Genomic DNA, 12057 nt, shown 5'->3' with positions numbered 1-12057 from the left:
CGGTAGTTTAAGGACAGTAATGTTAGAACTTCTTCAAAATTCGCTGGTCTATTTGGCAAGCGCTGCTGATCGACCATTGGTGAATGTACATGAGCCAAGCTAAACAGGCAGACCAGCAGCTCGTTGAGCGAGTCCAGCAGGGGGATAAGCGTGCCTTTGATCTGCTGGTACTTAAGTATCAACACAAAATATTTGGTCTGATATCCCGCTATATCAAAGATAGTGACGAAGTGCAGGATGTTGCCCAGGAAGCCTTTGTTAAAGCCTATCGGGCTTTGCCCAAGTTCCGTGGGGACAGTGCCTTTTATACTTGGTTGTATCGCATTGCGATCAACACGGCGAAAAACTATCTGGTCGCTCGCAACCGTCGCCCGCCGGGCAGTGACGTGGATGTGGCTGATGCCGAATATTTTGAGGGGCCGTCTGCTTTAAAAGAAGTCGAGACGCCAGAGAACCGCTTGTATGGCGAAGAGCTAAAAAATGTGGTTCAGGACGCGATCAAAACTTTGCCTGAAGATTTGCGCGCAGCGCTAACTCTGCGTGAATTTGATGGTCTCAGTTATGAGGATATTGCAGCGGTGATGGATTGCCCTGTTGGAACAGTGCGGTCGCGAATTTTCAGGGCTCGCGAGGCGGTGGATAGTCGAGTAAGAGCCCAAGTGAGTGGCGAAGAGGTGTAAATATGAAAGATGGCATCAGAGAATCTCTGTCGGCAATGATGGATGGTGAAGCCAGTGAGCTTGAGTTGCGCCGAGTTCTGCGCTCAGAAGATGCGGCCTTGCGCGCGGAGTGGGCGTCGCTCCACCGCAACCAACAGGTGATGCATGACGGTGAGCTGCCGTTTGCCGGTCTCGATATTTCGAGCCGAGTGATGGCCGCGATTGACGATGAGCCAAGTGCAGTGAAACGCGGCTCGTCCTGGCGTCAAGCGCTAACCGGTATGGCCGTCGCTGCCAGTGTTGCGGCCGTCGTCGTGTTCGCCGGCAGTGAACGTATGCTCGGCGGTGGCACCTCAATGCTGGCGGCGTCGGAGACGTCGGTGAGCAGCGGCCGTGTTTACCCCGCTCAAATGTCACCTGCCAATGGCGGTGTTCCTGTAAGTGCCATAGCAGGGGGCACGCCCAGCATGAGCCCAGCAGTGAAGAGCGAAGCCGACAAGCGTTTCGACGTATTGCTTCGCAAGCATACCGAGCGGGCGTCGCTGAATAATGGCCAAGGCTTCGTTTCGTATGCGCGGGTGGTGTCTCAGGAGTCAGAATAAGTGCGTTGTCGTGTGATATTGGCGGTCGCTGCGCTGGCGTTTAGTCAAGCCAGTTGGGCGAATGGTCCGGAAACGTGGCTGAAGCGAATGACCGACAGCCATCGGACCCTCAACTATCAGGGTGTAGTGACTTACCAAGTCGACGACCGACTTAGCAGTTTTAAGGTCAGTCATGTTGTCAAAGACGGTCGCGAGTACGAGTCACTCGAAGCGCTAAGTCACGGCGAGCATGAGGTGATTCGTCAGGGGCACGATATTAGCTGTGTGCACCCCGGCCCTGAATTATTGCATCTTCTTGCCGGTGACTCGCCAGAAGCGAAGCAATTGCAGAAGCTTTACCATTTGTCCCTCCGAGAATCGGGCAGCGTTGCTGGTCGCGCAGCAATAGGGTTGTCGATTCAGCCTAAAGACGTATACCGCCTTGGATACCGGCTCGCTCTGGATAAAGAAACGGGGTTGTTGTTGCGCTCTGAAATCGTTAATAAGCGCGGCAAGGTTCTTGAGCGCTTTGAGTATGTTGTGCTTGATCTCAGTTTTGATGAGGCAGCGCTTGAGCGCGATGAGTCACAGCTCATCGCACACCCCCCCGTTGGCGAGCAAGGCAGCGTCCCGGAGGTTAACTGGCGCGTATCCTGGTTGCCTGATGGCTTTACGCCCTTGGCCGTTCGTGATCAGGCGCCGAGCATCAGTTACACAGACGGTTTGGCGGTATTCACGGTTTTTGTTGAGTCCACCCAGAGTGCCGCGTCGCAGAGTGATAGCCATATGCGGCGAGGCGCGTCAGTAAGTTACAGCACTACCCACAAATCGCGTGGCGTACGCGTGTCAGTGGTGGGTGAGATTCCCATGCTGACCGCGAGACAGGTAGCACTCGGCGTGGAGTGGCCTGAATAATGATTTGTGAGCGCGGGCGTGTTGTGGCTGTGGAGACGTCGGCTCTGTGGGTAGAGACCGTGTCCCAAAGTAGCTGCGCCAGCTGCTCTGCGAAGAAAGGCTGCGGGCAGGGGCTGATGAACAGTTTGCACGATGGTCGCCGCAATCAGTTGCGTATCGCGCTAAATGGGCTCCCCGCGAGTGACTACCCCGTGGGTAGCGATGTGGATATCGCCATTCCCGAAGCAGCGTTAGTGGGTGGTGCTTTTATTGTCTACCTGCTGCCTTTGCTGAGTATGATCCTCGGTATGCTTGCTGGGAATAGTTTGTCGGGTAGTGAGAGCGTTGCTGCAGTGTCGGCACTGGTGGGATTTTTGCTGGGGCTGGGCGGTGTACGGGCCCACGCACTATTGAGCCGAAACAGCGAGCGTTTTCAGCCCCGTTTAGTCGGGCATCATGGCCGAGGGTCCGCCGAGCCACTGCAGTTTTTCGAGCATTAATAGGCATTTAGCCGCCTCCTGTGACAATACACATAGCTTAGGTAGCGGGCTTTGCGATACAATCGCGCCTTTATTTTCCTCAATGGCTTTGTCCCGGGGTTCTGCCAAACGTGCCTAGTCTCGACCTAATTCGTAACTTTTCTATTATTGCCCATATCGACCACGGAAAATCGACCCTGGCGGATCGTTTTATCCAGTATTGTGGTGGCCTTGCTGACCGTGAAATGGCCGAGCAAGTGCTCGACTCAATGGATATTGAGCGCGAGCGGGGTATCACTATCAAAGCGCAGAGCGTGACGCTCGATTACACCGCGAAGGATGGGAATACCTATCAGCTCAATTTTATCGACACTCCGGGACACGTTGACTTCTCCTACGAGGTATCGCGCTCGTTAGCGGCATGTGAAGGCGCGCTCTTGGTGGTGGACGCCGCGCAGGGTGTTGAGGCGCAGTCGGTGGCAAATTGCTATACCGCGATAGAGCAGGGGCTCGAAGTACTGCCGATTTTGAACAAAATGGATCTTCCGCAGGCCGACCCTGACCGGGTAAAACAGGAAATCGAAGAAATTATCGGCGTGGATGCCAGCGAGGCAGTGCCGGTCAGTGCGAAATCCGGAATGGGCATAGAGGATGCCTTAGAGCACTTAGTTGCCGCCATTCCCGCGCCCGAGGGGGACCCTGATGCCCCCTTGCAAGCCCTGATCATCGATTCCTGGTTCGACAACTACCAAGGGGTTGTCTCCTTGGTGCGAGTGAAGAACGGCACCCTGCGTAAAGGCGATAAGGTCATCAGTAAGTCGCTGGGTAAAACGCATTCCGTGGATGTAGTGGGGATATTCACGCCCAAGCAAACCAATACCGGTGTGCTCAAAGCCGGAGAAGTTGGCTTCCTTATCGCCGGCATTAAAGATATTCACGGCGCGCCAGTGGGGGATACCTTCACGCACGCCAGTACACCTGATGTGGACGCGCTGCCCGGTTTTCAGAAAGTAAAGCCGCAGGTCTATGCCGGGATGTTCACGGTATCTACCGAAGACTACGAAGACTTTCGGGAGGCCTTAGGGAAGCTGACATTGAATGATGCTTCTTTGTTTTACGAGCCTGAAACATCAGATGCCCTGGGTTTTGGCTTTCGCTGCGGCTTCCTCGGCACGCTGCATATGGAGATCATTCAAGAGCGCCTGGAGCGTGAATACGATATTGATCTGATAACGACAGCGCCCACCGTAATTTATCAAGTGCTCAAGAAAAACGGCGAAGAGGTTATGGTTGATAACCCTTCCGCAATGCCTGACCCCGGCGAAGTTGAGGAAACCCGCGAACCGATCGCCAGGGTGAATATCCTGGTCCCGCAGGAACACCTCGGCAATGTGATGAGCCTGTGTTCGGAGAAGCGCGGCGTTCAGATTGATATGCAGTTTTTGGGGCAGCAAGTATCGCTGACATGGGACATCCCAATGAGCGAAGTGGTGCTGGACTTCTTCGACCGGTTGAAGTCGGTGAGCCGTGGCTTTGCCTCGCTTGACTACAGTTTTGAACGCTTCGAAGCGGCGAATCTGGTCAAGCTCGATGTGCTGATAAATGGTGACCGTGTTGATGCGCTGGCGATGATTGTCCATCGCGATTTCGCGCAGTCCCGCGGGCGGCTGTTAGTGGAAAAGATGAAAGAGCTTATTCCACGACAGATGTTTGACGTGGCAATTCAGGCGGCAATTGGTGGGCATGTTATTGCGCGCCAGACGGTAAAGGCGCTGCGTAAGAACGTAACTGCCAAGTGTTATGGTGGCGACGTATCGCGAAAGCGTAAACTGCTTGAGAAGCAAAAAGCAGGTAAAAAGCGGATGAAGCAAGTTGGGAATGTAGAGATTCCGCAGTCGGCATTTCTTGCCGTCTTAAAGGTAGATGGATAAGGGGTATATGGCCACATGGTTAATTTGATCTTACTGTTCGTCGCGGCGACGTCGCTGTGTGTGTGGCTACTTCAGGAAATCAAAGGGCGTCGGCAGATGCAAACCGCATTGCAGTGGTGTGCCGAGAAAAAAACCGCTAGCGATGCGGTGGCGCTGCGCCGTCAGGTTGTGCCCGCTTGGGTCGAGTGGAGCTATCGGTTGGTATCGGCACTGTGGCTGCTTTGGGTTGCCAGTGTTGTGCTGATTAAAGATGGCGATTTTGCACTGGCCTTGGTGGTGCTCACCGCGCTGGCAGGAGTGATTGCTGGCCTTGATCGCTTTGTTTTTGAAAAGGGCCGTCAGGCCTATGTTAACGCCGGCAAAATCGCCGTTTACATTACCTACTTTGTTAAGCAGGAGCAGGAGAACCTAAAGCGGGAATTTGGCGGGATGTTGCCGATCGCCGAGAATGCGCGGTCATTTTTCCCCGTGCTGCTCGTGGTATTGGTATTGCGCTCGTTTGTCGTTGAGCCGTTTCAAATTCCCTCCGCGTCGATGGTTCCCAGTCTCGAAGTTGGCGATTACATCCTGGTCAATAAGTTTAACTATGGGTTGCGCCTGCCGGTTGTCGGCACAAAAATTTTAGAAGTGGGCGAGCCCGAGCGCGGCGATGTTATGGTTTTCTTCCCTCCTGGTGACAGCCGCTACTTTATCAAGCGCGTCGTGGGTTTGCCTGGCGATAAACTGCGTTATGTTAATAAAAAGCTCTATGTGAATGACGAGTTAGTGCCCCATACCCTGGTGGCTGAAGTTCCGCCCTTGCAGCCTGTTACCCAGGTGGTTCGCGAGCAGCTCGGTAGTGTAGAGCACCTGATTCATCACGATAAACGCATTTATCGCGGTGATTTTGAAACAACGGTAAAACCCGGTCATTACTTTATGATGGGTGATAATCGCGACAATAGCAGTGATAGCCGAGTTTGGGGACAGGTTCCTGAGAAGAATATCGTCGGTCAGGCGTTTGCAATCTGGATGCACTGGCAATCCTTCTCTCAGCTACCCAGCTTTGATCGCGTTGGCCAAATACGTTAACGGTGCACAGGAGATAATAATGAAAAATCAGCAGGGCATTGGCCTACTATCCTTTGTCATCATCGTCGGTGTTGCCATGGTTTTGGGAACGATGGCAATTCGTCTCGCCCCCTTATACGTTGATTACTGGTCGCTCAGTCGTGTTATCAGTGACGTGGCCGAAGAGAGTAAAGGTGCCGAAGTGACGCCTGCACAGATTCGTCAAAAACTGTCGCGCAGGTTTATTACAAACCGGATCGAATCGATATCTTTGCGCGATATTAAGATCAAAAATAACGACGAGGGTGTGCTGATTGATGCCACCTACGAGAAACGCGTTCCGCTATTCATCAATATTGACGCTGTCGTTAAGTTTGAAGACGCGCTTTTTCAGGTTGAACGCTAACTGGTATGCCGACACTTTCCGATGTGCTGGGATACGCTTTTAATGACGACGCCTTGTTAACGCAGGCGCTGACTCACCGAAGCCTCAGCGCTGATCACAACGAGCGACTGGAGTTTCTTGGTGATTCGTTGCTGAATATGATCGTTAGTGATTTTTTGTACCGTCGTTTTCCAAATTTGGATGAGGGCGAGTTGAGTAGAATTCGCGCCTCGTTAGTGAGTGGAAAGGCCCTGGCGGCTGTCGCTGCTGAACTGAATCTCGGAGAGCACCTTCTGTTGGGAAGCGGCGAGCGCAACAGCGGCGGTAAGCGGCGCAGCTCCATCCTTGCAGATGCTGTTGAGGCCATTCTCGGTGCGATCTATCTCGATGGGGGCATGGCGTCGTGTCAGGCCTGTGTCCATCGTTGGTTTGCCGGCCGACTGGAGAGTATTGATCCCACCGCGAGTCACAAAGACGCTAAAACGCGGCTACAAGAATATTTGCAGGCGAGAAAGCAGCCCTTGCCGCAATACCGCCTTTGCTCGACAGAGGGTAAGTCTCATCAGCAGGCCTTTACTGTCGCATGCAAGGTAACGCTGCTGAACGGGGAAGTTGTGGCAACGGCAAGTAGTCGACGCAAGGCAGAGCAAGCTGCAGCAGAGCAAGTGCTGGCGCAGCTGGAGAAGCAAGCATGAAACACCAGAATGAGAGCGGCACACGCTGTGGTTATGTGGCAATTGTTGGCCGCCCGAATGTGGGTAAATCCACGCTACTTAACCATATTCTCGGTCAAAAACTGAGTATCACGTCAAGAAAGCCCCAAACGACGCGCCACCAGCTGCTGGGGATTAAAACTGAGGGTGATACGCAGGCGATCTATGTCGACACCCCCGGACTGCATTTGCGCGACGAAAAGGCGATTAACCGCTACATGAATCGGGCTGCCAGCTCTGCTCTGAAAGATGTTGATCTGGTGCTTTTTCTGGTAGATCGCGATCGCTGGACCGATGAAGACGACCTTGTTTTGGAGAAGGTGAAGCAGGTCGACTGCCCGGTCTTGCTGGTGGTAAACAAGATCGATCGGCTTAACGACAAATCGGAATTACTGCCACTGCTAGAACAGCTTGCTGAAAAGCACAGTTTCACTGAAATTGTGCCTGTCTCGGCATTGCGCGGCCACAACCGCGATGATCTTGAGGCCGTTATTGAACGCTATCTTCCAGAGGGGATACACCTCTTCCCCGAGGATCAGGTAACCGATCGCAGTGAGCGTTTTCTTGCGGCGGAGCTTGTTCGCGAAAAGATTATGCGTCAGCTCGGGGAGGAAGTGCCCTATGCGATGACGGTCGAAATTGAGGAATTCAAGGTATCGCCGCGCCTGATAGAGATCAGCGCACTGATACTGGTAGAGCGCCAAGGGCAAAAGAAAATACTGATCGGTGAGAAGGGGAGTCGCCTCAGGCAGATTGGTACAGAGGCGCGCAAGGATATGGAGCGCGCGTTCGACAGCAAGGTCATGTTGCGCTTGTGGGTGAAAGTGAAATCTGGCTGGTCCGACGATGAGCGCGCCCTGCGAAGCCTCGGTTATAACGATTTCGAGTAGACCATGACTGCGCGTATAGAGGGTCAGCCCGCATACGTGTTACATCTTCGCGCCTATCGTGATAGCAGTGCGATCATCGATCTATTCAGCCGCGACTATGGCTATCTAAGCGTCGTAGCCAAGGGACTTAAATCGTCGAGCAAGAGCCGCCAGCAATGGCGCGCGGCCTTGCAGCCTGGCAATCTCATTCAGGTCTCCTGGCAGGGGCGCAGTGAGTTAAAGACCTTAGTTGATGCGCAGCTGAACAGCACGTTTCCACTGCGCGGCAACGCGCTGTACTGCGCTTTCTACATCAACGAGTTATTGGGAAGATTGCTGCAACCCTTTGACCCCCAGGCGGAAGTTTTCAAGTTGTACGGCCGCTCTTTGCTGGAGCTGTCCTCAGGGAGCCGTGTTGAACCCATACTGCGCAGCTTTGAGCTAACTTTACTTACCGAGCTGGGCTACGGTGTCGACTTCTCGCCCATTGAAAGCGCCCCCGAGGCCTATTTTATCTACGACCCGGAGCACGGCTTTTGCCAGGTATCGGCGTCGATGGACGCTCACCAGAAAGCGTTTTCCGGCCATCTATTGCAGCAGTTAGCACGTGCCGAGTGGGACGCCGACACGCTTAAAGTAGCGAAGCGCCTCAACCGGCTTATCCTTGCGCCCCTGTTGGGGGACCGGCCACTGAACAGTCGAAAACTGTTTCTCCGGCAGTACTCAGACTAAATCGCCGGCGCTGTTAGTCGAATAGGGCATCCAGCTCGTGTTCTTCGCGCCATGCCAGCAATTCGTCTATTCGCGTAATCACTGCGGTGAAGAGCGGTTGCTGAGGTGGCTTCTGGGCAGATAAATCGGCCTCTAATTCACAGACGGCTTGCTTGAGAAGTGGGACGCCGGTGTAGCAACAATTCCCTTTCAAACCGTGATTGAGTTCGGTCAGCGTATCCCACTCCTTGCTATCGAAGGCCTGTGTGAGCTGACTACGCAAACCTGGCAGTTCATCGAGCAGCATTGAGAGCATGTTTTTTGCCAGCGTAGGGCGCTGTTTGGACAGTAATAGGCACTGTTTAAGGTCCACGGGCCTGGGTTGCTCCTCGGCGTCGGTGTCTGCCTCAGGCGCGTGTTCGTCGGTTGGCGGCAGGTCACAGGAAGGGGCCAGGTAGTGTTGCAAAATATTGGTGAGCTGCTGCTCATTTACCGGTTTGCTCAGGTATTTATCGATGCCGGCATCGCGCAGCTGTGAGGGGTTTTCCGGTGCGAGGTAGGCCGACAGCGCCACAATTGGGGTGTGTTGGTTCTTTCCGCGCTGGCGTATCTGGCGGCTTGCGGCAATGCCGTCCAGCTGTGGCATCTGGATGTCGATAAATATCAAGTCGAAACACTGCTCCTGGCAATGGCTGACTGCTTCCACGCCATTTTGAGCGCTGACGGGGCTGATGCCGGCATCTTCCAGAAAGGTGGAGAGTATGAGCAGGTTAGACGGGTTGTCATCAACGATGAGCACTTGGCTATTGCGAAAATGTCGGTTGTTGAGTTGGTTATCATCGCTCAGGCCCGTATTCAGCGCGTCAAAAAGACGAACATGAGAAACCGGCTTGCTGAGCCAGACATTATTGTCTTGTGGGTGTTCCTCGCTGTGGTAGCTCAAAACCACGCAGGCGCCGTCGCGATGAATCGTGGGTAGCGGTTGGCAGCTCTCCTCTGCATCCAAGCTCAGAATGCAGTGGTCTGCCTGGGTATTAATATCATCAATTCCCTGGCAGAGCTGCACGTTCATGCCCCAGCCTTCGAGCAGGTCGCAAATGGCGAGGCCGTATAATGGGCTGCTGTCATACAAGGCAACAGTACTACCCTGTAGGGATTGGAAGTCACGCATTTGCATCGCATTGTGATCAATTGCCAAGCGCAGACTAAACCAAAAGGTAGAGCCGTGTCCGAGCTCGCTTTCTACGCCGATTTCGCCGCCCATCTCCTTAACCAGGCCTTGAACAATGACCAGTCCCAGCCCGGTGCCGCCATATTGACGAGTGACAGATGCATCGCCTTGGCCAAAGTCTCGGAAGATATGCTTGCGCTGCTCTGCGCTCATACCAATGCCGCTGTCAGTGACCTTGAAGGTCAGTGTTGCGTAATCGTCGTCCCGCTCGCTACAGGAGATATCGACGCGAACGGTTCCGGTTGGGGTGAATTTAATCGCATTGCTAACTAAGTTCGTCAGCATTTGCCGGAGTCGGAGGGAGTCGCTGAGGATTGCCTCAGGGGTGTCTTTCTCGACAAACAGTGCAAGGTCGAGACGCTTCTCCGCTGCGCCGGGAGCGAGCATGATCAAGGTATCTTCAGCAAGTTCGCGGAGTTGCACTGGGGCTTTATCGAACACCAGCTTCCCAGCCTCAAGCTTGGAGAAGTCGAGAATATCGTTGATGATGGTGAGCAGGTTAACGGCGCTGTTGCGGATGGTCTCTACCGCTTCGCGCTGTCGCCCGCGAATATCCGCCTTGAGAAGAATATTACTGAAACCCAGAATACTGTTCAGAGGTGTGCGAATTTCATGGCTGGTGTTGGCGAGAAATTCCGATTTAACTCGGCTTGCAGTGACGGCTTCGCGCCTCGCTAGGTCAAGCTCGATATTCTGTATTTCAAGCGTTTCTAAGGTTTCACGTAAGTCGCTGTTGGATTGTTCGAGGTTGAGTTGCAGCTCCTTTAGCTCCCTTACCTGCGCCGCGTTCAGTTCATTGAGATCCTCGGCTAGCTCACTGAATTCGTCGCCACCGGGAACATGAATGTGCAAGTCTCTCTGGCCGCTGGTGAGGCGGTGAGTTGCCATCCGCAGAATTTGTAAGTCGCGGCCGATGTTGTGATTGATATAACTAAAAAACAAGATACAAACGAGGACGCTGAGGCCCAGAAAAATCGCCGCGGCGAGGTAGCTCTGGTACTTCATTAGCTCGTATTGGTGCCAGCCATAGCTCATTTGCACCCAGCCGAGGTGGCCATCTGCATCGGTCTGATGGCCCTCTGCAGATAGCGGTGCATGAATCGCCCACGTAATTTGGAGATCATCGGCTTGATCCATGACCTTAAAGGGCATAAACCGGCTCAATCCCTCGACATTGGGCGGTGGCGTTCCGGGGCCTGCGTGCGAGATGAGTTCGAGGTCGCTATTGTAGATACTCACCGCGCGTACACCGGGCTCCTCAAGCGCCGTATGTAGAATATAGGCCAGCGTATCTTCGTGGTGGTCCTGCATCATATGGCTAGAGACAACACTCAGCTGCTGGGCGGCGGATTTGGCACGCTGAGTAAGCAGCTCTCTGCTGTCTGCCAGTTGCTGTTGAGTCAGGTAGGCACTGAAACCCACCGAAATGAGAAGTACGGGCAGTAGCCCCATGATCAAGATAAGCCGTTTAAATCCGTATCGCCTGCGCATGTGAACTGGAGCCTATGACTAGGGCAGTGGTATTATCACTGCCAAAAGTTTACGCGGTTGCCATCCTGTGGCCGCTTTATCACTGAAGCCTATAGCAGCTGGGGCAACGATTTCCCCTGCTGCGCTGCTGAAGTCGGCTTGAGGTCTCTACTGCAATGACAGATTTTCCTACCATTGAGCAATGTATTGGCAATACACCCTTAGTGAGGTTGCAACGCCTTAATCGCGACAGCAGTAATACGATTTTGCTGAAGCTAGAGGGAAATAACCCCGCTGGTTCCGTTAAAGACCGTCCGGCTATGAGTATGATAGCGCGCGCGGAGGCTCGGGGCGATATACAACCTGGTGACACGCTTATTGAAGCGACGAGCGGTAACACGGGGATCGCGCTGGCGATGGCCGCTGCCATTCGCGGCTATAAGATGGTGCTGATCATGCCAAGCCATATGAGCAGTGAGCGCAAATTGGCAATGTCTGCCTATGGCGCCACCCTTGTGGAGGTGAGTCAAGAAGAGGGAATGGAAGGGGCGCGAGACTTGGCCCTGGCGATGCAGGCAAGAGGCGAGGGGAAGGTACTGGATCAATTTGCAAACCCCGATAACCCCCTGGCTCACTATGAGGGAACTGGCCCTGAGATCTGGCGTCAGACCGATGGACGTATTACCCACTTTGTCAGCTCGATGGGAACCACCGGTACCATTATGGGCGTCTCCCGGTTCCTTAAGGAGCAAAACCCCAGTGTACAGATCGTTGGACTGCAGCCTGAAGATGGCTCTAGCATTCCCGGTATTCGTCGCTGGCCTGAGGCTTACCTGCCAAAAATATATCAGGCCCCAAGGGTCGATCAGGTGATGGATATTGATCAGCAACTGGCTGAAAAAACCATGCGAGCACTTGCTGAGCAGGAAGGGATATTTTGTGGTGTGTCCTCCGGCGGTGCAGTCGCCGGAGCGCTTCGTCTTAGCGAACAGGTGGAAAACGCCGTAATTGTTGCCATTATTTGTGACCGCGGTGACCGCTATTTGTCCACCGGCGTTTTCTAGGCGGCGGTATTGCCGCCTTG

Annotated in this window: 12 protein-coding genes; 11 read left to right on the top strand and 1 reads right to left on the bottom strand. The window is 53.8% G+C overall.

Annotation, left to right across the window (positions count from 1 at the left end; genetic code table 11):
• Positions 1-83: 83 nt before the first annotated feature.
• The 10 genes from rpoE (at position 84) to recO (ending at position 8293) form a co-directional block, all read left to right on the top strand.
• Positions 84-680, top strand: coding sequence for an RNA polymerase sigma factor RpoE (gene rpoE, locus HNR64_RS05790; protein ID WP_027872698.1), 597 nt, complete (start codon positions 84-86; stop codon positions 678-680).
• A 2-nt stretch (positions 681-682) separates the two neighbouring features.
• The gene (locus HNR64_RS05785; protein WP_204995591.1) at positions 683-1261 is read left to right on the top strand and encodes a sigma-E factor negative regulatory protein; all 579 of its coding nucleotides are present in this window, start codon (positions 683-685) and stop codon (positions 1259-1261) included.
• Positions 1262-2155, top strand: coding sequence for a MucB/RseB C-terminal domain-containing protein (locus HNR64_RS05780; protein ID WP_204995590.1), 894 nt, complete (start codon positions 1262-1264; stop codon positions 2153-2155).
• The gene (locus tag HNR64_RS05775) at positions 2155-2634 is read left to right on the top strand and encodes a SoxR reducing system RseC family protein (RefSeq protein WP_204995589.1); all 480 of its coding nucleotides are present in this window, start codon (positions 2155-2157) and stop codon (positions 2632-2634) included. The genes HNR64_RS05780 and HNR64_RS05775 overlap by 1 nt, the downstream gene beginning before the upstream one ends.
• 110 nt (positions 2635-2744) lie before the next feature.
• A complete protein-coding gene (gene lepA, locus HNR64_RS05770; protein ID WP_204995588.1) occupies positions 2745-4544 on the top strand; it encodes a translation elongation factor 4 in 1800 nt (599 codons plus the stop codon).
• Positions 4545-4559: 15 nt separating this feature from the next.
• A complete protein-coding gene (lepB, locus tag HNR64_RS05765) occupies positions 4560-5615 on the top strand; it encodes a signal peptidase I (RefSeq protein WP_204995587.1) in 1056 nt (351 codons plus the stop codon).
• Between the two features lie 19 nt (positions 5616-5634).
• The gene (locus tag HNR64_RS05760) at positions 5635-6000 is read left to right on the top strand and encodes a DUF4845 domain-containing protein (RefSeq protein ID WP_204995586.1); all 366 of its coding nucleotides are present in this window, start codon (positions 5635-5637) and stop codon (positions 5998-6000) included.
• Between the two features lie 5 nt (positions 6001-6005).
• Positions 6006-6674 (top strand): ribonuclease III, encoded by a 669-nt coding sequence (gene rnc, locus HNR64_RS05755; RefSeq protein ID WP_204995585.1) that lies wholly within the window; start codon positions 6006-6008, stop codon positions 6672-6674.
• Positions 6671-7582 carry a GTPase Era gene (era, locus tag HNR64_RS05750; RefSeq protein ID WP_204995584.1) on the top strand — a complete coding sequence of 304 codons (912 nt, stop codon included), beginning with the start codon at positions 6671-6673 and terminating at the stop codon, positions 7580-7582. Before rnc ends, era begins: the two co-directional genes overlap by 4 nt.
• A 3-nt stretch (positions 7583-7585) precedes the next feature.
• The gene (recO, locus tag HNR64_RS05745) at positions 7586-8293 is read left to right on the top strand and encodes a DNA repair protein RecO (protein ID WP_204995583.1); all 708 of its coding nucleotides are present in this window, start codon (positions 7586-7588) and stop codon (positions 8291-8293) included.
• A gap of 13 nt (positions 8294-8306) precedes the next feature.
• Here the strand turns inward: recO and HNR64_RS05740 are convergent, their stop codons facing one another.
• Positions 8307-10994, bottom strand: a complete 2688-nt coding sequence (locus tag HNR64_RS05740; RefSeq protein ID WP_204995582.1) for an ATP-binding protein — start codon at positions 10992-10994, stop codon at positions 8307-8309.
• Positions 10995-11149: 155 nt separating this feature from the next.
• On the opposite strand from HNR64_RS05740, the gene cysM reads away from it, so the two are divergent.
• Positions 11150-12037 carry a cysteine synthase CysM gene (gene cysM, locus HNR64_RS05735; RefSeq protein ID WP_204995581.1) on the top strand — a complete coding sequence of 296 codons (888 nt, stop codon included), beginning with the start codon at positions 11150-11152 and terminating at the stop codon, positions 12035-12037.
• Positions 12038-12057 lie beyond the last annotated feature (20 nt).

This window comes from Spongiibacter marinus (assembly GCF_016906995.1).
Lineage (GTDB): Bacteria > Pseudomonadota > Gammaproteobacteria > Pseudomonadales > Spongiibacteraceae > Spongiibacter > Spongiibacter marinus.
Note: the sequence above shows the minus strand (reverse complement) of the source record. Positions and strands in the feature narration are given on the sequence as shown.

Bases quoted from the DNA above. Each gene is read 5' to 3' on its own strand.
- HNR64_RS05740 (WP_204995582.1), bottom strand. From the start codon at position 10,994: ATGCGCAGGCGATACGGATTTAAACGGCTTATCTTGATCATGGGGCTA.
- era (WP_204995584.1), top strand. From the start codon at position 6,671: ATGAAACACCAGAATGAGAGCGGCACACGCTGTGGTTATGTGGCAATT.
- recO (WP_204995583.1), top strand. From the start codon at position 7,586: ATGACTGCGCGTATAGAGGGTCAGCCCGCATACGTGTTACATCTTCGC.
- HNR64_RS05775 (WP_204995589.1), top strand. From the start codon at position 2,155: ATGATTTGTGAGCGCGGGCGTGTTGTGGCTGTGGAGACGTCGGCTCTG.
- HNR64_RS05785 (WP_204995591.1), top strand. From the start codon at position 683: ATGAAAGATGGCATCAGAGAATCTCTGTCGGCAATGATGGATGGTGAA.
- rpoE (WP_027872698.1), top strand. From the start codon at position 84: ATGTACATGAGCCAAGCTAAACAGGCAGACCAGCAGCTCGTTGAGCGA.
- cysM (WP_204995581.1), top strand. From the start codon at position 11,150: ATGACAGATTTTCCTACCATTGAGCAATGTATTGGCAATACACCCTTA.
- HNR64_RS05760 (WP_204995586.1), top strand. From the start codon at position 5,635: ATGAAAAATCAGCAGGGCATTGGCCTACTATCCTTTGTCATCATCGTC.
- rnc (WP_204995585.1), top strand. From the start codon at position 6,006: ATGCCGACACTTTCCGATGTGCTGGGATACGCTTTTAATGACGACGCC.
- lepB (WP_204995587.1), top strand. From the start codon at position 4,560: ATGGTTAATTTGATCTTACTGTTCGTCGCGGCGACGTCGCTGTGTGTG.